Annotated in this window: 18 protein-coding genes; 3 read left to right on the top strand and 15 right to left on the bottom strand. The window is 66.6% G+C overall.

All coding sequences use genetic code 11. The features are described from left to right. The 12 genes from ACN6O8_RS11300 to flgB form a co-directional block, all read right to left on the bottom strand. On the bottom strand, nt 1-957 hold a 957-nt coding region (locus ACN6O8_RS11300), incomplete at its 3' end, for a Tar ligand binding domain-containing protein (protein WP_427991137.1). A 137-nt stretch (nt 958-1,094) separates the two neighbouring features. Beyond that, entirely contained in the window at nt 1,095-2,354 is a 1,260-nt protein-coding gene (gene flgL / locus ACN6O8_RS11295) for a flagellar hook-associated protein FlgL (RefSeq protein WP_427991136.1), read from the bottom strand. Between the two features lie 49 nt (nt 2,355-2,403). After that, nucleotides 2,404-4,080, bottom strand: a complete 1,677-nt coding sequence (gene flgK, locus ACN6O8_RS11290; protein ID WP_427991135.1) for a flagellar hook-associated protein FlgK — start codon at nt 4,078-4,080, stop codon at nt 2,404-2,406. 73 nt (nt 4,081-4,153) lie between these two features. Further along, the gene (gene flgJ / locus ACN6O8_RS11285) at nt 4,154-5,137 is read right to left on the bottom strand and encodes a flagellar assembly peptidoglycan hydrolase FlgJ (protein WP_427991134.1); all 984 of its coding nucleotides are present in this window, start codon (nt 5,135-5,137) and stop codon (nt 4,154-4,156) included. A gap of 5 nt (nt 5,138-5,142) precedes the next feature. Next, nucleotides 5,143-6,279 carry a flagellar basal body P-ring protein FlgI gene (locus ACN6O8_RS11280; RefSeq protein WP_427991133.1) on the bottom strand — a complete coding sequence of 379 codons (1,137 nt, stop codon included), beginning with the start codon at nt 6,277-6,279 and terminating at the stop codon, nt 5,143-5,145. A gap of 2 nt (nt 6,280-6,281) precedes the next feature. Next, nucleotides 6,282-6,971 (bottom strand): flagellar basal body L-ring protein FlgH, encoded by a 690-nt coding sequence (locus tag ACN6O8_RS11275; RefSeq protein ID WP_427991132.1) that lies wholly within the window; start codon nt 6,969-6,971, stop codon nt 6,282-6,284. Then, nucleotides 6,971-7,756 carry a flagellar basal-body rod protein FlgG gene (gene flgG / locus ACN6O8_RS11270; protein WP_020927340.1) on the bottom strand — a complete coding sequence of 262 codons (786 nt, stop codon included), beginning with the start codon at nt 7,754-7,756 and terminating at the stop codon, nt 6,971-6,973. Before flgG ends, ACN6O8_RS11275 begins: the two co-directional genes overlap by 1 nt. Before the next feature lie 67 nt (nt 7,757-7,823). After that, entirely contained in the window at nt 7,824-8,585 is a 762-nt protein-coding gene (locus ACN6O8_RS11265) for a flagellar basal body rod protein FlgF (RefSeq protein ID WP_427991131.1), read from the bottom strand. Between the two features lie 38 nt (nt 8,586-8,623). Continuing rightward, complete coding sequence (locus ACN6O8_RS11260; protein ID WP_427991130.1) at nt 8,624-10,093, bottom strand: flagellar hook-basal body complex protein; 1,470 nt, start codon at nt 10,091-10,093, stop codon at nt 8,624-8,626. 71 nt (nt 10,094-10,164) lie between these two features. After that, nucleotides 10,165-10,860: a flagellar hook capping FlgD N-terminal domain-containing protein gene (locus ACN6O8_RS11255; protein ID WP_427991129.1), complete on the bottom strand. Its 696-nt coding sequence runs from the start codon at nt 10,858-10,860 to the stop codon at nt 10,165-10,167. 57 nt (nt 10,861-10,917) lie between these two features. After that, the gene (flgC, locus tag ACN6O8_RS11250; protein ID WP_427991128.1) at nt 10,918-11,337 is read right to left on the bottom strand and encodes a flagellar basal body rod protein FlgC; all 420 of its coding nucleotides are present in this window, start codon (nt 11,335-11,337) and stop codon (nt 10,918-10,920) included. A gap of 22 nt (nt 11,338-11,359) precedes the next feature. Next, nucleotides 11,360-11,767, bottom strand: coding sequence for a flagellar basal body rod protein FlgB (gene flgB, locus ACN6O8_RS11245; RefSeq protein WP_427991127.1), 408 nt, complete (start codon nt 11,765-11,767; stop codon nt 11,360-11,362). 168 nt (nt 11,768-11,935) lie between these two features. On the opposite strand from flgB, the gene flgA reads away from it, so the two are divergent. The 3 genes from flgA (at nt 11,936) to ACN6O8_RS11230 (ending at nt 13,622) form a co-directional block, all read left to right on the top strand. Next, on the top strand, nt 11,936-12,649 hold the full coding sequence (gene flgA / locus ACN6O8_RS11240; protein ID WP_427991126.1) for a flagellar basal body P-ring formation chaperone FlgA: 714 nt from the start codon (nt 11,936-11,938) through the stop codon (nt 12,647-12,649). Between the two features lie 127 nt (nt 12,650-12,776). Continuing rightward, entirely contained in the window at nt 12,777-13,070 is a 294-nt protein-coding gene (gene flgM, locus ACN6O8_RS11235; RefSeq protein ID WP_427991125.1) for a flagellar biosynthesis anti-sigma factor FlgM, read from the top strand. 75 nt (nt 13,071-13,145) lie between these two features. After that, nucleotides 13,146-13,622, top strand: a complete 477-nt coding sequence (locus ACN6O8_RS11230) for a flagella synthesis protein FlgN (protein ID WP_427991124.1) — start codon at nt 13,146-13,148, stop codon at nt 13,620-13,622. 90 nt (nt 13,623-13,712) lie between these two features. Here the strand turns inward: ACN6O8_RS11230 and flhF are convergent, their stop codons facing one another. Genes flhF through flhB form a run of 3 tightly spaced genes read right to left on the bottom strand, consistent with a single transcriptional unit; the run spans nt 13,713 to nt 19,723 of the window. After that, nucleotides 13,713-16,448: a flagellar biosynthesis protein FlhF gene (flhF, locus tag ACN6O8_RS11225; RefSeq protein WP_427991123.1), complete on the bottom strand. Its 2,736-nt coding sequence runs from the start codon at nt 16,446-16,448 to the stop codon at nt 13,713-13,715. Continuing rightward, the gene (gene flhA, locus ACN6O8_RS11220) at nt 16,445-18,565 is read right to left on the bottom strand and encodes a flagellar biosynthesis protein FlhA (RefSeq protein ID WP_427991122.1); all 2,121 of its coding nucleotides are present in this window, start codon (nt 18,563-18,565) and stop codon (nt 16,445-16,447) included. Before flhA ends, flhF begins: the two co-directional genes overlap by 4 nt. A gap of 3 nt (nt 18,566-18,568) precedes the next feature. Beyond that, nucleotides 18,569-19,723 (bottom strand): flagellar biosynthesis protein FlhB, encoded by a 1,155-nt coding sequence (gene flhB, locus ACN6O8_RS11215; protein ID WP_427991121.1) that lies wholly within the window; start codon nt 19,721-19,723, stop codon nt 18,569-18,571. Nucleotides 19,724-19,774 lie beyond the last annotated feature (51 nt).

The following is a 19,774-nucleotide window of genomic DNA, read 5'->3' as shown; positions in this document are numbered from 1 at the left end:
GTTGTCGGCGTTCTGCTTGACGGTCGAAGCCAGTTCTTCCATCGACGCTGCGGTCTCTTCCAGCGACGCGGCCTGCTGTTCGGTGCGGCTGGACAGGTCGGTGTTGCCGGCCGCGATCTCGCGCGAACCGACGTTGATTTCGTCCACGCCGCGACGCACCGTGGCTACCGTGCGCGTCAGGCTTTCCTGCATGCGCTTGACGGCGGCGAACAACTGTCCGATTTCGTTGGTGCTGCGCACCTCGATCCGGCCCGTGAAGTCGCCAGCGGCGATCTTTTCGAAGTGATCACCCGCCTCATGCAAGGGACGCAGCACCGTGCGGTTGATGAAGATCCAACAGCCGATCGCCAGCAGCGCCGCAATCACCAGCAACGCGATCGTCACGCTGCGCGAGATGTTGTGGTCCACCTGTGCCTGAGCCGCGAACTCGTCGGTGCGCTTGTCGACGAAGTCCAGGTAATTGTCGACCGCTTCGCGGAACTTGGTGTTGACGTTGCTGGCGGCATCGTTCAGGTTCAGGTAATCCTGGATCGCCATGTTCGACAGGGCCTTGGCCTGGCCCTTGAGCACCGTGTCGTACTCCTTGAGCGCGGCCTCGACGGCCTGACCCAGCGCTTCCGCGCCCGCCAGTGGCGGCGCCTTGCGGAAAGCGTCCATCATCTTGAAGGCATCCTGCACCAGACCTTCGGAACGCTTGGCCTGCGCTGCCGCCTGCTCGGTCTTGCCTTGCTGCAAGTCCATCAGCGAAGTCGACAGCAGCAGCCGCGCGCGCAGGAACACGGTGTAGGCACGGTTCAGCGGCACCGCCTGGTCGGTGTAGGCGGCGTTGATCTGATCCAGCTTCTCATTGCTGGAATTCAGTCCTATCCACGCCACGCCGTTGGATACGAACATGGCGCCCGTGAAGAGCAAAAGCACCAGAATGATGCAGGTGCGAACTTTCAAATTGACAAGCATGAAATATCCGAGCGTTATTGAAACGACAAAATTCCTACCCTGTACGCACACACGGACGCTCCGGCATAGCACCGGAAACGTCCGTAAGAGCGCGACATGCCGTGCCCGTCCCGGACACGGTTTTTGAACTCACCGCATTACTTGCGGCTGAAAAGACTGGATCCCTGGATGGTCATGAACGCCGCCGACGCCGCCTGCAGGGCCACCTGGCGCAACGCCAACTGGCTGGCGCCCGAGTAGTAGTCGAGGTCTTCGAGATCCGACAAGGACTTGGCATAGCCCAGGCCCTTCTGGGTACCGGTGGCGTCCAGCGCCTCCAGTTCGTTCATGCGGGCACCCACCGAGGCCGCGACCGTCTGCACGTTGTCGTAGTTGGTCGCCAGCTTCTTGTTGGCGGTCGCCAACTCGTTGTTGAGCTTGGCCAGCGCCACCGGATCGCCGGCGATCGGCGAATCGAGCGTCTTGATGAGGCTGTCCAGCGTATTGAAAATGTCGACGTTGGCGGACTGCACGCTTTCCACGTCGATCACGTCACCGTTCTGGGGCGTGCCCTTGACGACCACCGACACGCCGCCGAAATCAATCGCGGCATCGGGCGTATAGACCGAGGGCGCCGCGGGCGGCGCCGGATTGATGACAGGCGGTACCGGCGGGTTGGCGTTGGGGTCGGTCGTGATGACGCGATAACCCATATTGCCGGTGGCGGGGTCGGATTCGAATTGCAGCTTGAAGTTCTTGCCGATGTTGGGGCTGCCCGGCGTCACCGAGACCGTGCTGAACTCGGCCGTGCCGGTGTTGGCCTGGGCGGCGGTGCTGACATAAGCCTGGGAACCCGGGTTGGCACGGTTGAAGATGTCGCTGCCGATGTCGCTGGTGGACATCTGGCGCGACTGGTCGACCTGCACCGTGCGATCGCCGGTGGCGCCGCTGTAGACGATCTTGCCGTTGGCGTCCTGCGCGTAAGGCACCACGCCGCCCTGATAGCCCGAGAACAGGTACTGACCATTGCCGTCGGTGCTGTTGGCCAGGCCGAGCAACGCGTCGCGGGCGTTCTTGAGCGCCGTCGACAGGGCCTGGCGGTCGCTGTCGGCGAACGTGCCGTTACCGGCCTGCACCACGCGGGTACGCACGTCGGCCAGCGCCGTGGTGATGGAGTCGAGAACGTTGCTTTCCTGGCCCAGGTTGGTCCTGGCGGTATTGCGGTTGAGCAGGTACGTGGCGTTCATGCTCTGGGTCTGCGCCACGTTGATCGCCAGCGACGCCGACAGCGGATCATCGGCCGGCGTCAGGAACTTCTTGCCGCTGCCCACCTGTTCCACCAGGCGGTTCATGTCGGATTCCTGAGAGAGAACGCCCTTCAGGCCGTTCGAATACATCATCGAGGTGCTCAGGCGCATGGGGAAGCTCCAAATAGATCTTGATAGGTCACGATTTCAGCGGTCCGGATCAGCCGCGCAGGCCCAGCAGGGTATCGAACAGCGTGCTGGCGACGTCGATGATGCGGGCGCTGGCCTGGTATTGCTCTTGATAGAGCGACAGGCTCACGTATTCTTCGTTCAGGTTCACGCCCGACACCGATTGCTGGGCAGCGGTCTTCTGGGCGACGAGATTCTTCTGGGCGGTGTTGGCCGAACTGATCTGCGCGGTCTGCACGCCGACGGTGTTGACCACCTGGCCGAACATCTCGGTGATGCTCATCGTGCCATGGCCCAGCACCTTGCGGGTCTGCAGTTGCGCCAGCAGCAGCGCGTTCTTGCCGTTGGCGTCGCCGCCATCGGCGTCGGCCGCGGCGACCTTTTCCGGATCGGAGATCAGCACGTTGATGTCGCGGGCCGCGTCGCGCGTGGGCGACAGCGACCACTTATCGCCGGCCTGCGGCGGCGCATCGATCGTCAGCGACACGCCCATCTCGTCGGTCAGGTCCAGCGTGGCGGTGGGCGGCGTGCCGGTGGCCGGGCCGTTGTACACCTGGGTGCCTTCCGGCAGGCGCGTCACGCGGTAATTGGCGCCATCGAAACTGATTTCGTAGTCCTTGGCGTTGATGTTGTTCACGTCGGTGAACGTACCGCTGAGCTGGGCGCCGCTCTTGTTGTTGGCGTTCGGCACGCCCTGCGGGCTGCCGATGCTGAAGAAGTCGGTGCCGGGGTTGCCGGCGGTGTCCAGGCCCTGGCGGTGCTGTTCGTTGAACGTCATGGCCAGGCCGACGGCCATCTGGCCCAACTGGGCCTGCATGAAGTCCAGCGAGCTGGCGCGGAACTGCAACAGGCCACCCAGCTTGCCGCCGCTGACTTCGGCGTCGTTCAGCTCGACCGCCACGGTCTTGCCGCCGGAACCGGCCGGCAAGGTGTAGGCGATGACGGTGCGGCTGACGTCCTTGGCGGACGCCACGGCCTGCAACGGGTAGACGGTTTCGCCGGACAGCAGCGCCTGGCCGCCCGAGGCCAGCGAGATGTTGAGCTTGTCGCCCTGCTCGTAGGTGGTGATGCCGATCAGCTGGTTCAGTTCGGAGACGGCCTGGTCACGCTGATCCAGCAGATCGTTGGGCGGATTGCCGCCGCCCTTGCCGCGGGCGATGGAAATCTGGCTGTTCAGGTCGTTGATGCGGGACAGATAGCTATTGACCTGTTCCACCGTGGTGGTGACCTGCGTGTTCAGGCCCAGGCGCTGGTTCTGCATTTCCTGGTAGGCCGAGCGGATCTGGGTGGTCAGGCTGTTGGCCTTGCCCAGCAGGTCCTGGCGCGCGGCGGGATCCGCCGGCTTGCTGGCCACGGTGTTCATGCTGGTGAAGAAATTGGTCAGGCCCGGGGCGATGCCCACGGTGCGGTCAGCGAACAGGTTGTTGATCTGCGAGACCTGATCCAACTGGGTTTGCAGCTGGGCGCTGCTGCCCTGCGCGCCAACCAACTGCTTGTACAGGAAGCTGTCGTAGCTGCGCACGACGGTATCGACCTGCACCCCGCGACCGATGAAACCGTTACTGGTGGCCTGGGCGCCGGCGGTCGAGATCATGACGCGCTGGCGGTTGTAACCGACCGTGGTGGCATTGTTGATGTTGTGGCCGGTGGTGGCCAGGCCCGCCTGCGATGAGTTCAGCCCACCCAATGCCAATTTGTACAGATTCATGCTGACAATGCCCCGTATGTAACCGCGACTGATATTTCTGGATACCCTTTTAACGGCAGCAGGTAATCCAAATTTAGAGCCCTTCCAACATCTGGCGCGAAATATCCACCTTGGCGGCGGCCCCGCGCAGCTGGCTCATGACGCCGATGAGTTTTTGCGCATACTGCGGATCGGTGGCGTAACCGGCGCTCTGGATGCGACGGGCCGCCTCGATCTCGTTGCGCGCCTGGGTGACGGCCTCGTAGCGCGGACTGTTGCCGATCAGGCGGGCGTAATCGGCGAACGATTCCTCGTACGACGAATAGGCCCGGAAGGGTTGCGTCACCTTTTTCGCCACGCCGTCTTCGTATTCGGTGGTCAGCACATTGACGACCTTGCCCTTCCAGCTGGCGCCAGCCTTGATGCCGAACAGGTTGTAGCTGGTGCGGCCGTCCTCGTGCTTGATCTCGCGCTGGCCCCAGCCGGATTCCAGGGCCGCCTGGCCCATGATCAGGCGCGCCGGCACGCCGCTTTGCTGCGAGGCCAGCATGGCCGCGCGCGACATCTTGGACACGAAGTTGATGACGTGCTCGGGCGCCCCTTCGGCCGCCGCCAGGGCGCGGTCGCTGGCGCGGTTGTTGCGCATCACGTCCATCAGCGCCGACACCTGGCGCGAGCCACCGGTCTGGAAATCCAGGTCGGTGCCCTGCCCCAGGCGCTGCACGGCCTCGGCCGGCAGGTCGCCCGGCTTGCCCTGCTGCATCTGCGCCAGGATCGACTGCGACAGGCCGATGCCGGGCGTGGCCAGGTGCAGCGCGAGTTGTTCGTCGGCCATGGATTGCAGCATCTGGGTCTGCTGCGAGTCGAACAGGCCCTCTTTGGGCGTGGCCTCGCGCATGCGCTTGAGCATCATCTGCAGGAACAGCGCCTCGAACTGCTTGGCCACCTGCTTTTGCTGCTCGGTGCCCGGATTGGCCGGATCCTTGGTGACATCGCGCTTCAGGTCGGACAGCCGCCCCATGTCGAACACGGAGTCCTGGCGGCTGCCCAGGCGCGCGGCGGGATTGGTGTAGGCCATGGCGGTCAGATGATTTCCAGCTCGGCGCGCAACGCGCCGGCGCTCTTCATGGCCTGCAGGATCGCCAGCAGGTCCTGCGGCGTGGCGCCCAGGGCGTTCAGGCCCTTGACCACGTCGGCCAGGTTGGCGCTGGTGGTCACGCGCTGCAGCGAGCCGTTGTCCTGGCGCACTTCGATCTGGGTATTCGGCACCACCACGGTCTGCCCTTCGGTGAACGGCGTATCCGGCTGCGACACCTGGTTCTGGCGGTTGATGATGACCGACAGGTTGCCGTGCGCCACGGCGGCCTCTTCGATCATGACCGTGCGGTTCATGACCACCGAGCCGGTGCGGGCGTTGATGATGACCTTGGCCACGGTGGGCGCGCGCGTGACCTGCAGGTCCTCGACCTGCGACAGGAAGCGCGCCTGCGCCGACTGTTCCATCGGACTGCGCACCTGCACCACCCGGCCGTCCAGCGCGGTGGCGGTGCCCTGCCCGAACTTGCGGTTCAGCGCCGCCACCACATTCTGGGCGGTGCCGAAGTCGGTGTTGTTCATTTCCAGGTAGATGTAGCCGTCGCGCGCGAAGGTGGTCGGCACGCCGCGCTCGACGATCGCGCCGCCGCTGATGCGGCCGCCGTTGAGCTGGTTGATCTGCACGCTGGAACCGCCGGCCGAGGCGCCCGCGCCGCCGACCAGGATGTTGCCCTGCGCGATCGCGTACACCTGGCTGTCGGCGCCCTTGAGCGGGGTCATCAGCAGCGTGCCGCCGCGCAGGCTCTTGGCGTTGCCCATCGAGGACACCACCACATCCAGCGTCTGGCCGGGACGGGCGAAGGCCGGCAGGGTCGTCGTCACCATGACCGCCGCCACGTTCTTGAGCTGCATGTTGCTGCCAGCGGGCACGGTGATGCCCAGCTGCGACAGCATGTTGGTCAGGCTCTGCTGCGTGAACGGCGTCTGGCGCACCTGGTCGCCGCTGCCATCCAGGCCCACCACCAGACCGTAACCGATCAGCTGGTTGCCGCGCACGCCCTGGATGGACGCCAGATCCTTGAGCCGTTCGGCCTGCGCCGCCGAGGCGCCGGCCAGCAACCCGGCCGCGATGCAGACGCGCGCCAGCAGGGACAGCAAGGCGGAAATCGGAGTGGGTTGTTTCATGGTCAGAACGGCGAAGCGATCAGGAAGAAGCGTTGCAGCCAGCCCATGGTCTGGACTTCGTCCATGACGCCCTTGCTGCGATACTCGATGCGGGCGTCGGCCACCTGGGTCGACGACACGGTGTTCGTCCCGGTAATGGAACGTGGGTCGACCACGCCGGAGAAGCGCACGTATTCGCTGCCGCGGTTGATGGCGATCTGCTTCTCGCCGGCCACCTGCAAATTGCCGTTGGACATCACCCCCACCACCGTGGTGGTGATGGTGCCGGTGAAAGCGTTGTTGGCGGTGCTGTCACCCTTGCCCTGCGACACGTTGCCGCCCTTGGCATCGGTGTTCAGGTTGGCGTTGGCCCAGCTGTCCATGAAGGACGGGGCCGCGGCGATGCCCAGGCTGGCATTGCCACTGCGATTGGTGTTGGTGGCGACGTTCTTCGAGGCGTTCGTCTTTTCGTTGAGCACGATGGTGACGATATCGCCGACGTTGCGCGGCCGGCGATCCTCGAACAACGGATAGTTGCCGTAAGTCGTGGGCTGGTAGATCGAGCCCGTGGGCTGCGCCGCCGGCATCGGCGGCGGCGGCGGGATCGCCGTCGTCGGCCCGGTCACGATGGGCTCGGGCGGAATCATGGCGCAACCGGCCACCAGCAACGCCAGGGCCGCACTCGAAACCAGACGCAAGACAGGCATGGGCATCACAGTTGGGTCAGGCGGGCCAGCATTTCGTCCGAGGTCTTGACGGCTTTGCTGTTCATTTCGTAGGCGCGCTGGGTCGTGATCATGTTGACCAGTTCCTCGGCGACGTTCACGTTGGAAGTCTCGACGTAGTTCTGCATGAACGTGCCGGCGCCATCCACGCCCGGCTGCAACAGATTGGCCGGACCCGAGGCATCGGTTTCCAGATAGAGGTTCTCACCCACGCTCTGCAGACCAGTGGGGTTGATGAAGGTGGCGATCTGCAACTGGCCGATCTGCACGTTGACACCGGCGGCGCCAGGCTGGGTGACCGAGACGATGCCGTCCTTGCCGATGGAGATCGACAGCGCGTTGTCGGGCACGTTCATGGGCGGCTGGATCACATAGCCGCTGACCGTGGTCAACTGGCCGTTCTGGTCGCGTTGCAGCGCGCCGTCGCGGGTGTAGGCCTGGGTGCCGTCGGGCAGTTCGACCTGCAGGAAGCCGCGGCCATTGATCGCCACGTCCAGTTCGCCGCCAGTGTTGTTCAGGCCGCCCGTGGTGTGGATGCGCTCGGTGGCGGCAACGCGGGCGCCGGTGCCCAGCTGCAGGCCCGAAGGCAACTGCGTCGCGTCGCCCACCTGGGCGCCAGGCTGGCGCAGGGTCTGGTACATCAGATCCTGGAACACGGCGCGGCCGCGTTTGAAGCCGTTGGTCGAAACGTTGGCCAAGTTGTTGGAAATCACGTCCATCGAGGTCTGTTGACCTTCCAGGCCCGTCTTGGCAATCCACAGCGAACGCATCATGATGAAGTACTCCTGGTGCGGCGGCCCGGCCGCGCGCGAAAATTATTGTCCGGATCGACTGAACCGATCAGCCGACCGACAGAATGCCGTTGGCGCGCTCGGCGTTGCGGTCCGCCTGCTGCACCACCTGCATCTGCTGCTCGAAGCGGCGGGCGTTTTCGATCATGCCCACCATCGCCGCCATCGGGTTGGTATTGCTGCCTTCCAGCACGCCCGACAGCACCCGCAGGCTGGGGTCGGCCGGCACCGGCGGCGCCGGCTGGCCGTTGACCGGCGCCAGGCGGAAGACGCCGTCGTCGCCGTGCACCAGTTGCGCCTCTGGCGGGTTGACCAGCTTGATGCGGCCCAGGTTGAGGATGTTGTTGGGCGCGTCGCCGGCGCCGATGGCGGTGATGGTGCCGTCCGACGTGATGGTCAGCGCGGCCTGGTCGGGCACGTCGATGATGCCGTTCTGGTCGGACATCACCGGCTGGCCCAGGGAGGTCTGCAGCAGGCCGTTCACGCCCACCTGCAGGCTGCCGGCCCGGGTGTAGGCCTCGCCTTGCGGCGTCTGCACCGCGATCCAGCCGTTGGAGCTGGCCAGGGCCACGTCCAGGTCGCGGCCCGTGGTCTGCATGTTGCCCATTTCGAAGTTGTTGCGCGGCGTCGACGCCACCGTCGAGACACGCGTCGGCAGGCTCACGCCGTCGTTCACCGGAACCGACCGGTACAACGCGATCTGCTCGCGAAAGCCCGGGGTGTTCACGTTGGCCATGTTGTTCGAGAGCGCGGCCTGATGCTCCGTGATCCGCGCCGCGCCATTCATGGCGGTGTAGATGATTCGATCCATTGCCTATTCCGTCGGTGTCGTCGCGTGCGCGTCCGCCATTACTTCAGGTTCATCAGGACTTGCATGATCTCGTCCTGGGTCTTGATGGTCTGCGAGTTGGCCTGGTAGGTGCGCTGGGCGATGATCATGTTGACCAGCTCCTTGCTCATGTCGACGTTGGACGACTCGGTCGCCTGGCCCACTACCTTGGACAGGCCGTTGTTGCCCGGCTGGCCGAGGATCGGCTGGCCCGACGAGGCGGTTTCCTTCCAGGCGTTGTTGCCCACCGGCTGCAGGCCTTGCAGGTTGGCGAAGTCGGCCAGCACGATGGTGCCGACGATCGAGGTTTGGCCGTTGGTGTACTGGGCCACCAGGCTGCCGTCGGCGCCGACGTTGATGCCGCTGAATTCGCCCGAGGTATAGCCGTCCGGCTGGTTCTTGAGCGCATAGGCGCTGCCGTACTGCGTGGTGCCGGTGTAGTTGATGGCAATGGCCAGGGGATCGGCCGGGGTGGTGTTGCCGCCGGGCGTGGCGAACGTCAGGTTGACCGTGTTGGCGCTGGTCATCGCGCCGGCCTTGTTGAACGTGAACTGCGTCGGGTTGCCCCACACGCCGGCCGCTTCGGTGGTCGGCGCCATGGCCTGGCCGTCGATCGTGTAGTAGACGTCGTAGACGCTGTTGCCGGCCGCGTCGGCGGCGCGCTTGACGAAGTACTGCATCACCTGGTGCGAGTTGCCCAGCGAGTCGTACACCGTCATGGGCGAAGCGTTGGTGTAGCTGGTGGTGACCTTGGGATCGAACGGCTTGCCGACTTCGGTCACGGCGGCGGTGAAGTCGACGAAACCGGGAATCACGTTGAGGTTGCCAGCAGTGACCTGGCCCGTGGCGTCGATGGTCACGGTGTCGGGCGCGGTGCCGTAGACACCGGCCGGCGGGTTGCCCGGGGCCCAGGTCAGCGCGCCACCGGCGGCCTTGGTGAAGGTGTAGGCGACGCCGCCGAGGGTCACCGAGCCAGGCACCGCCGGCGAGGTCACCGTATCGACCTGATAGATGACCTTGGCGTTGGCGTCCAGGTTGGCGACCGTCGTGGCCGAGGTGGTGGCCTTGGGCGCGACGTTGGCGGTGGGCAGTTGCAGCTCGACCGGATTGGCGCCAATGCCGCCGGCGGGGTAGCCCGTCAGGCGATAGCCCTGCGCGTTGACGATGAAGTTGTTCTTATCGACCAGGAATTCGCCGTTGCGCGTGTACATGACCGCGCCGCTCTGGTCGGTGACGCGGAACATGCCCTTGGCGCCGTCGATGGCGATGTCGTACTCACCGCCGCCGCCGTTGACCGTGCCCACGGTGAAACGCTGGGTGATGGCCGACACCTTGGTGCCCAGGCCGACGCGCGAACTGGCGTAGACGTCGGCGAACGAGGCGGTCGACGACTTGAAGCCGACGGTGCCCGAGTTGGCGATGTTGTTGCCGATGACGTCCAGGTTCTGCGCCGCGGCGTTCAAGCCGCTCAATCCTTGTCCGAAGCCCATGTTTTCTCTCGCTAATCTCTAAATTTGGAAACCGCCGCCGTGGCGCCGGATGATCATCAAACCGGCTGGCCTCAGCCGATCACCTTGCGCACGTCCAGCATGCTGGTCTGGCCGTCCAGGCCCATGTCCAGACGCAGGCCGTTGGTGGAGTAAGCCACGCTCTTGACCTTGCCATACTTCAGCGCTTCGGCGGCCACCTTCTTGCCGTCGCCGTCGGTGGCCAGCACGGACACCGTGTACGCGCCCGCATCCAGCGCCACGCCGGCGTCGTTCTTGCCGTCCCAATCCAGCGTGTACACGCCGGCCTTCTGCTGACCCAGCTCGATGGTGCGAACCACCGCGCCGTTGCTATCGGAAATGCGCACCTGAACCTTGGCCGCGTCCTGCTGCAGATCCAGACCGTAGGGCGTGACCACGCGCTCGGCGGGATTCTCGGCATCCACGCCGACCTTGACGCCGGTGCCCGGCACCAGCACGCCCTTGCCGATCATCGCCACCGCGTTCATCGACTGCGACACGTCGATCTGGCCGCTGATGGCCAGCATGGTGTTCTTCAGGTTGGTGATGCCTTCCACCGTGGAAATCTGCGCCAGTTGCGAGGTCAGCTCGGCGTTCTGCATCGGGTTCAGCGGATCCTGGTTCTTGAGCTGCGTCACCAGCAGCTTCAGGAACTGATCCTGCAGGCCCTGCGCGGTGCTCGAGCCGTTGGCGCCGACTTGCGCCAGGCCCAGGCCGGTCTTGCTTGTGGTTTGATCGACGGTGGTCATGGGTTCACTTCTTCAAAAACTTCCGCGCGGGCGGCGCGGCGCGCGGAATCAGGAGGATCAGGATTGGCCGATGGTGAGGGTCTTCTGCATCAGGCTCTTGGCGGTGTTCAGCACCTCGACGTTGGCCTGGTACGAACGCGACGCCGCGATCATGTTGACGGTCTCGGCGATCGGATCGACGTTGGGCATGCTGACGTAGCCCTGGGCGTCGGCCAGCGGATGCTTGGGGTCGTAGACCTGCTTGAGGGGCGACTGGTCCACCACCACGCCCGCCACCCGCACGCCGCCGATCTCGCGGCCCTGGGCCTGGCCGGCCGGCGGGTTGACCTGGAACACTACCTGGCGGGCCCGGTACGGCTGGCCATCGGGGCCGACCACGCTGTCGGCGTTGGCCATGTTGCTGGCCGCCACGTTCATGCGCTGCGACTGCGCGCTCAGCGCCGAACCGGCGATATCGAAAATGCTCAACAAGGACATTGCCTGCGGTTCCCTTTGAAAATCAATCCTGGATGGCGGCCATCATGGTGCGGATCCGGCCCGTCAGCAGTTGCATCGTGCTCTGGTAATGCAGCGTGTTGTCGGCGAACTGCACGCGCTCGATGTCCATGTCGACCGTGTTGCCGTCCAGGCTGGGCTGGTATGGCAGGCGGTACAGCATCTGGATCGGCCCTTCGGACACGGCCTTGGCCGGGATGTGGCGCGCCGAGGTCAGGCTCAGCGAGGTGTCGGGCAAGCGCATGGAGCCTTCCATCGCGTTCTGCATCGCCGCCTTGAAGTCGAAGTCGCGCGCCTTGTAATTGGGCGTATCGGCGTTGGCGATGTTGGAGGACAGCACTTCCTGGCGCTGCGCGCGCAGCGACAGGGACTGCTGGAAGAAGCGGAAATCTTCATTAAGCCGGTCTAACATCGGATCGCCTTCAATACGGATGAAACCCGGGACGGCGGACACACCGCTATCCCATTGGATGACGGCATCATAGGGTTCGGCGGCACAACACAATCAACCAAATAACCCATCATTTCTCATCCAATTCACGTATTGCCTGAAGGCACGGGCTTCTACAATTCAGACATCATGAAATTCCCCGCAACCCTCCGCGCGCGCACGGCCTGGCTGGCCGCCCTGCTGCTGGCCCCCGCCATCGCGGCCCGGGCGCAGGACGCCCCGGCCCAGGCGCCCGAGGCGATCGTCATCGCCGCGCAGGCGTATTTGCTGGAACAATTGGCCGCCCTGCCCGGCCAGCCCTCGGTGGCGATCGACCCGCCCCGGGTCGAACGGCTGGCGCCCTGCGACGCAATGTCCCCATTTATGCCGTCGGGCATGAAGCTGCGTTCGCGGATGACGGTCGGCGTGCGTTGCAACGCGCCCAAGGCCTGGACCACCTACGTGCAGGCCACTGTCAGCGTGCCGGGCCACTATTACGTCGCGTCCCGCATGATCGCGGCCGGCCAGGCCCTCACGCCGGCCGACCTGGCGCCGCGCGACGGCGACCTGGTCGCCCTGCCGCCCGGCGTCATCACGCGCCCCGAGACCGTGATCGGCATGACGGCGGCCTACCGTATCAACGCCGGCCAGCCGGTCAAGGGCGCGGCGCTGCGCAACGCCCAGTCGGTGGTGCGCGGCTCGAACGTGCGCATCAACGCCCGCGGCAACGGCTTCGTGGTCAGCAGCGAGGGCCAGGCCCTGGACAACGCGGCGCCCGGCGCCACCGTGCAGGTCCGCACCGCCAGCGGCCAGGTGGTCAGCGGCGTGGTGCGCAACGCCGGGCTGGTCGAAATACAACTTTAGGCAATGTTACATATCGCGTTGCGGCAATGGCCCGTATACCCTAAAGTTCCTTCCGGCCCTGTCGTTACAGAGGCATAAGTAGGCGGACCCGTCGCAAACCGACCCAGGACGCCCCGCGGAGAAAACCTTGAAAGTCAATTCGACCACCAACCGGCCCATCTCGCCCGACGCCGTCAGCCCTCGCGCCGAATCCGCGGTCGCCCAGGCCTACGGCGCCGGCGGCAGCAGCGGCGCCAGCAGCTCGCAAGTCGCGCTGAGCTCGGCCTCGCGCAAAATGCTCGCCCTGCAGGACGGCTCGAACGACATCAACGTCGAACGTGTCGCCGCCATCCGGGCCGCCATCGCCTCGGGCCAGCTCAAGATCGACACCAGCCGTATCGCCGATGGCCTGATCGCCAGCGCCCGCGACCTGCTGAAGTAAAGCCTCGTTGTAAGGCGCCGTTGTAAAGCGCCGTTTTTGCACCCTTCCGACCCGTCCGCCAGCCCGAGCATGACCATGAGCCCTGTCGAGTCCCTGCAAGCCTGCCTGAAGCAGGAAGATGCCCTGATCGCCGAATTCTCTTCGATCCTCGAAGAAGAAACCAAGGTGTTGGTCGGGCCGGGCAACGTCGACGCGCTGCACGACATCACCGAGCGCAAGGGCAACGTCGCCCAGCAGTTGGTCGAGCTGAGCAACACCCGCGACGCCCTGCTGGCCGAGATCGGCCTGCCGGCCGGCCACGCCGGCACCGAGCAGGCGGCCGTGCTGCATCCGCAACTGTCCGGCGTCTGGCAGACGCTGCTGGCCAAATCGGCCTCGGCCAACGAAATCAACGTGCGCAACGGCGCCCTGATCGACGTGCACCTGCGCTATACCCAGCAGTCGCTGGACGCCCTGCGCCAGATCGGCGGCCTGGGTGGCACCTCCACCTACGACGCCCAGGGTCGCGGCGCCCGCAGCGCGCCGGGCCGCAAACCCATCGTCGCCGGCTAGCCGGCGGCCCGCGCCCTGCTCCACCAAAACAAACAGCCCGCACGCAGCGGGCTGTTTGTTTTGGCAGGCATGCACCAGGTATGGCGCGGGTTAGACCCCGCCGGCCATCTCCAGCATGGCGAACATCTTGAGCAGCGCCACCGGCAGCAGGCGCCCCGACAGCTTCCGTTCCGGACTGACCACGCCGGCCAGCGTCGCCCGCACGCCATCGGCCGCGGACGCGTGGGCCAGTTGCCAGCAAGCCGCGCCCAGTTGGCCGGCCATGAGCGATTGGCGCGCCAGCGTGTGCGCGCCATCGACCGCGGGCAGCGCCTGCCAGGCATTCGCCATATAGCGAAAACCGGCGCGCGCCTCGTCCTGCAGCACCAGCCAGCGCGCCACCGTGGCGGCATCGGCTTGCGTCGCGCTCAGGTTGGTCAGCCCGAACAACTGGCCCGCGACCTGGCCGCTGGCCGTGTCGATCAGGCGCGCGCACACCAGCCGCAAGCGCGCGGCGTCGCCACGGCCGGGCAGGCCGACTTCGGTACCGGAGGCCCACAGCGCCAGCGGCGCCGGCCGGGTACCCGGCACCGCGCGCAAGCCGGGCATGTCACCGGGTTGGCCGACCGGCAGATAGCCCACGCTCTTGCCGACCGCGTTCAGGTTGGTCGGGCATTCGTCCTGGATCACGCGCATGCCGCCCGGGCTGCGCGCCACCCACGATATGTCCTGCTCGCTCAGGCTCTGCCACAACGCCGACGTGCCGGCTTCCAGCATGTGCACCAGCGGCAAGCGAGCCAGTTGCTCGCCGAGCCAACGCACCCGGGCTTCGAGCGCCAGGGCCGTATCCGGCTGCGCCGCGGCGGCTGGCGCGAACGACGACAGCATGCCATGCGGCAACACCAGTTGCTGCGCCGGCGCCGCCAGCGCCGCGCCGCGGTCGCTCATCAGCACCGCGCTGAGCAGCGTGCCGCCGGGCAGGCCGTCGCCCTTCATGCTGGTCTTGCCGTGCATGGCCAGCAAATGACGACTGCAGGCGGTGGAAAATTCGCGCCGCACCATCGCCAGCGGCGTCTCGCCCAGGGCCGCCAGGCTCGACCCGGCGCCGTCGCTGACGTATTCGCGCCACGCGTCGCGGGCCTGCACGCAGGCAGGATCGGTGTCGAGCCAGCCCAGGGTGTCATCCAGATTCTGCGCCGCCTCGATCGAGCCCGCGCCGCCTTGCGGACGCAGAATCGCCGAGGCCAGCAATTGGCGGCGACGGACGGGATCGACGGTTTCGGTTTCGCGCGGCGTCGACCACAGCGACGCCATATCGGCCTCGCTGGGGGCATACAGGGCGCGGGCACGCTCCACCATGTCGAAGGCGCGATCGATCAAGGCATCGGCGCGCGCCAGTTCCAGATGCTCCGGCACCTTCTGACCGACCGACGAATAATGGATCGGCAGGCGGTGGCGGATGGCCGTATCCAGCGCCGCGCCCAGGCGCGAGGCCTCGTCGAGCTTGGTGATGATGCAGCCGGCCACGTCCTCGCCGACGCCGTTGCGGTAGGCGTGCGCCACTTCATCGAGCGTGTCGCCCTGGCTGGCGGCATTGAGCACCAGCAGCCGGCGCACGGGCTTGCCGGCGTTGCAGAGCATCGCGGCCTGTTCGGCCACCTGACGGTCGCGCTGGCTGATGCCGGTGGTGTCGATCAGCACGATCTTGCGGTTGCCCAGCTCGGCCAGAATGCGGCGCAACTCGCCGGCATCGCGCACCGAGTGCGCCGGCACGCCCATGAGGCGGCCGTAGATCTGCAGCTGTTCGAGCGCGCCGATCCGGAAATTGTCGGTGGTCAGCATGGCCACCTGCTCGCGGCCCTCGCGCGCGACGCAGCGCGCCGCCAGCTTGGCCAGGGTGGTGGTCTTGCCGACGCCGGTCGGGCCCACCAGCGCATACACACCGCCGCCCAGGAATTCATCTTCCGAACCCAGCACCGGCAGGTGCGTGACGAGTTCATTGCGCGCCCAGGCCAGGGCCGCCTCGGCGTTCATGCCCTGCGGCATGCGCTCGACCAACGTGCGCACCAGCTTGGTGCTGAAGCCCGCATCCAGCAGGCTGCGGAACAAGGCGGCGCCCGTCGGTTCGCGGCCCGGCCCCTGGCGGCCGCCCCACAGCAGGCCGTCCATGCGGCTTTCGAGCGCGCCGCGCAAGGCGCTGATGGCATCCTGCAACCCCGCCGCGGCGTCGCCAGGCAACGCGGCCGGCGGCATCGCCGGGCCATTACGCAGCGGCGCATCGGGCGTGCGCGCCATCGCCGGCGCGGCCGGCGGCAGTTCACGCGCCGGCGGCAAAGCCGGCATTTCCATGCGCACGGGCGCGGCGGCCACGGCGGGCGCGGGCATCGCCGCCGGCGCGGGCGGCGTCACCGGCGGCGCCTGGCGCGCGACGGGCTCGGCCAGCACCTCGTGCTCCGGCACGGCCGGCGTCGCATAAGCGGATTGATAGGCGGCGATGGAACGCGACGGCACCGCGTAGGCAGGCGGCGGCACCTGGGCCGGAGGCACTGCGGCGGGCGCGCCGTAGCCCGGCGGCTGGCTCATACCGGCGGGCGCGGCGTGAGCGTACGGCGCGGGCGGCATCTGCGGCGCGCGGGCCGCCGGCGCGTGGCCGTCGGCGTAGGCGCGCGGCGCGTGGTCCTGCGCCTGCCCGGGGGCGTCGTCAAACGCGCCATCGACCGTGGCCAGCACCTCGATGCCGCCATCCACGCTGCGATTCGACACGATCAACGCGTCGGGACCGAGCACCTGGCGCACCTGGCGCATGACCTCGCGGCTGTTGGCGCCAAAGAAACGGCTTATTTTCATTGACCATTACCTCCGCCGATGAGCGCGGTCACGCGAACCATGCGCTCATCCGGAATTTCCGTATTCGACAACACGCCCAGCTGCGGCAGATGGTGGCGCAGGAAGCGCGACAGCGGCGCGCGCAGCACCGGCGACACCAGCAACACCGGCGCGTTGCCTTGCGACTCCTGGCGCTCGACCGCCGCCTGGGTTTCGCGCAGCAAGGTGTCGGCCAGCCCCGGCTCCAGGCCGCCACTGGTGGTCAGCGCCTGCGACAGCACGCGCTCAAGCTTGACGTCCAGCCCGATCACGCGCAACTCGCCCTCGCCCGGGAACCACTGCTGGGTGATGGCGCGGCCGAGCGAACGGCGCGTCAGCGCGATCAGCTCGTTGATATCGGGTTGGCCGCCGGTGCCGGCCGCCAGCGCCGCCAGGCGCGGACCGTGCTCGGACAACGTATCGATGATGGTGCGCATGTCGCGGATCGGCACTTCCTCGGCCAGCAGGCCTTGCAGCACCTTCTGCAGCGCCGTGAGCGATAGCGTCTTGGGCACCAGATCCTCGACCAGCTTGGGTGCGTCGCGGCCGATGCGGTCCAGCAGTTGCTGCACTTCCTGGCGGCCCAGCAGGTTGGATCCGTGCCGGTGCATCAGGTGATTCAGGTGCGTCGCCACCACCGTGCCGGCGTCCACCACCGTGTAACCGACCACCTGGGCCTGGTCGCGCAGGCTGCCGTCGATCCACAGCGCCGGCAGGCCGAAGGCCGGGTCGGTGGTGGGCGTGCCCTTGATCTGCATGGTCACGCCGCCCGGATCGATCGCCAGCCACTGGCCCGGCATGGCCACGCCGTGGCCGATCTCGACGCCCGACAACAGGATGCGGTAGTCGTTGGGCTTGAGTTCCAGGTTGTCGCGGATGTGCACCACCGGCGGCAGAAAGCCGACGTCCTGGGCGAATTTCTTGCGCAGGCTGCGGATGCGGTGCAGCAGTTCGCCGTTCTGGGCGTGGTCGACCAGCGGAATCAGGCGGTAGCCGACCTCCAGCCCGAGCTGATCCACCATCGAGACGTCGTCCCAACTGGCCTCGGCCGCGGCGGCCTGAGCCTGCGTCACCGCCTGCTGCGGCGCCTCGGCCGCCGCGACGGCGGCCGCCTTGTGACGCTTGTGCATGGCCCAGCCGCCCCAGGCCAACGCGCCGGCCAGGGTCAGGAAGGCGATGTGCGGCATGTTGGGGATCAGGCCCATGATGCCGATGATGCCGGCCGTCAGGAACATCACGCTGGGGTTGGAGAACAACTGGCTGATGATCTGCTGGCCGATGTCCTGGTCGGTCGACACGCGCGACACCACCACGCCGGCGGCGGTCGAGATCACCAGCGCCGGGATCTGCGCCACCAGGCCGTCGCCGATGGTCAGCAGCGTGTAGACGCGGGCCGAGTCGCTCATCGACATGTCGTGCTGGGCCACGCCCACGATCAGGCCGCCGATGATGTTGATGGCCATGATCAGCAGCCCGGCGATGGCGTCGCCGCGCACGAACTTGCTGGCACCGTCCATCGAGCCGAAGAAGTCGGATTCCTGCGAGACCTCGGCGCGGCGCTTGCGGGCCTCGTCCTCGCCGATCAGGCCGGCGTTCAGGTCGGCGTCGATGGCCATCTGCTTGCCGGGCATCGCGTCCAGGGTGAAGCGCGCGCCGACTTCGGCGATGCGGCCCGCACCCTTGGTGATGACGATGAAGTTGATGATGGTCAGGATGATGAAGACGATGATGCCGACGGCGAAGTTGCCGCCCACCAGGAAGTGGCCGAAGGCCTCGATCACCTTGCCCGCCGCGTCCGGACCGGTGTGGCCGTGCAGCAGCACCACCCGGGTCGAGGCAACGTTCAACGACAGGCGCAGCAGCGTGGCGAACAGCAGCACGGCCGGGAACGCGGCGAAATCCAGCGGCTTGCGCGTGAACATGGCCACCAGCAGGATCATCACCGACAGCGCGATGTTGAAGGTGAACAGCAGATCCAGCAGGAACGTGGGCAGCGGCAGCACCATCATGCCCAGCACCATCACGATCAGGATGGGGCCGGCCAGAAGCCGCGCGTGCGTGGCTCCGTTGCTTTTCAACATGGTGAGCAGAGCGCTCATTCCTTAAGCTCCTTGTGCTGCGGTTTTGGCCTGCGGGTCCAGCGCGGCCGGCACGGCCAGGGACGTCGGCGCCGTCGGTTCGGCCCCCCATCCCGAGCGCCACGAGCGCAACTGGAATACCCACGCCAGCACTTCCGCGACAGCGGTATATAGCTCGGCCGGGATTTCATGCCCCAGCTCGACGTGTTGATACAAAGCGCGCGCCAGCGGCGGCGCTTCCAATGTGGGGATGCGATGCTCGGCGGCCAGTTCGCGGATCTTGGCGGCCACCAGCCCGGTGCCCTTGGCCAGCACGCGCGGCGCGCCGTTCTTGTCTTCCTCGTACTTCAGCGCCACGGCATAGTGGGTCGGGTTGGTCACGACCACGTCCGCCTTGGGCACCTCGGACATCATGCGGCGGCGCGCCGCCTGGCGCTGCTGCTGGCGGATGCGGGCCTTGGTGTGCGGGTCGCCTTCGCTTTCCTTGTGTTCCTGGCGCACGTCTTCCTTGGACATGCGCAGCTTCTTCAGGTGGCTCCAGATCTGCCAGGGCACGTCCAACATCACGATCACCAGCAGCGACGCGACGATGAAGGCGCAGCACATCGCCACCAGGCTCAGCGCCTTGGTCAGGGCGGCGGCCGGCGCCACGTGCATCAGGCCGAGCATGTCGTCGTGGTAGCGCCAGATGATCCACACCGCCACGCCGCCCACCAGCATGGCCTTGGCCAGCGCCTTGATCAGTTCCACCACCGTCTGCGCGGAGAACATCCGCTTGAGTCCGGCGAACAGGCTCAGCTTGGAGAAATTCGGCGACAGCGGCTTGCCCGAGATGACGATGCCTCCCAGCAGCACGCTGGACAGCACCGCGATCACCGCCAGCAGGCCGAAGATCGGCAGGATCACCATCAGGGCCTGGCCGAAGCCGTTGACGGCCTGCTCGACCATCACCCCGGGGTCGGCCACCACGCGCTGGTCGAACGCCAGCCCGTTGCGCAGCACACCGTTCAGTCCCTTATAAATTACGCCGCCGCCCGCCCAGATCGCCGCGACGCCGGTGGCCAGCATCATGAACGTCCCCAGCTCTCGGGAACGCGCGATCTGCCCCTCCTCGCGCGCCTTTTCCAGGCGCCTGGGAGAGGCGGCTTCGGATTTCTCGAGGTCGCTTTCTTCGGCCATGCTCTGCGGTGTCGTTGCGGCTCGCGGATTTTCGGATTACGAGCTGCCCGC

It is taken from the genome of Achromobacter sp., from assembly GCF_050285565.1.
Lineage (GTDB): Bacteria > Pseudomonadota > Gammaproteobacteria > Burkholderiales > Burkholderiaceae_B > Achromobacter.
Note: the sequence above shows the minus strand (reverse complement) of the source record. Positions and strands in the feature narration are given on the sequence as shown.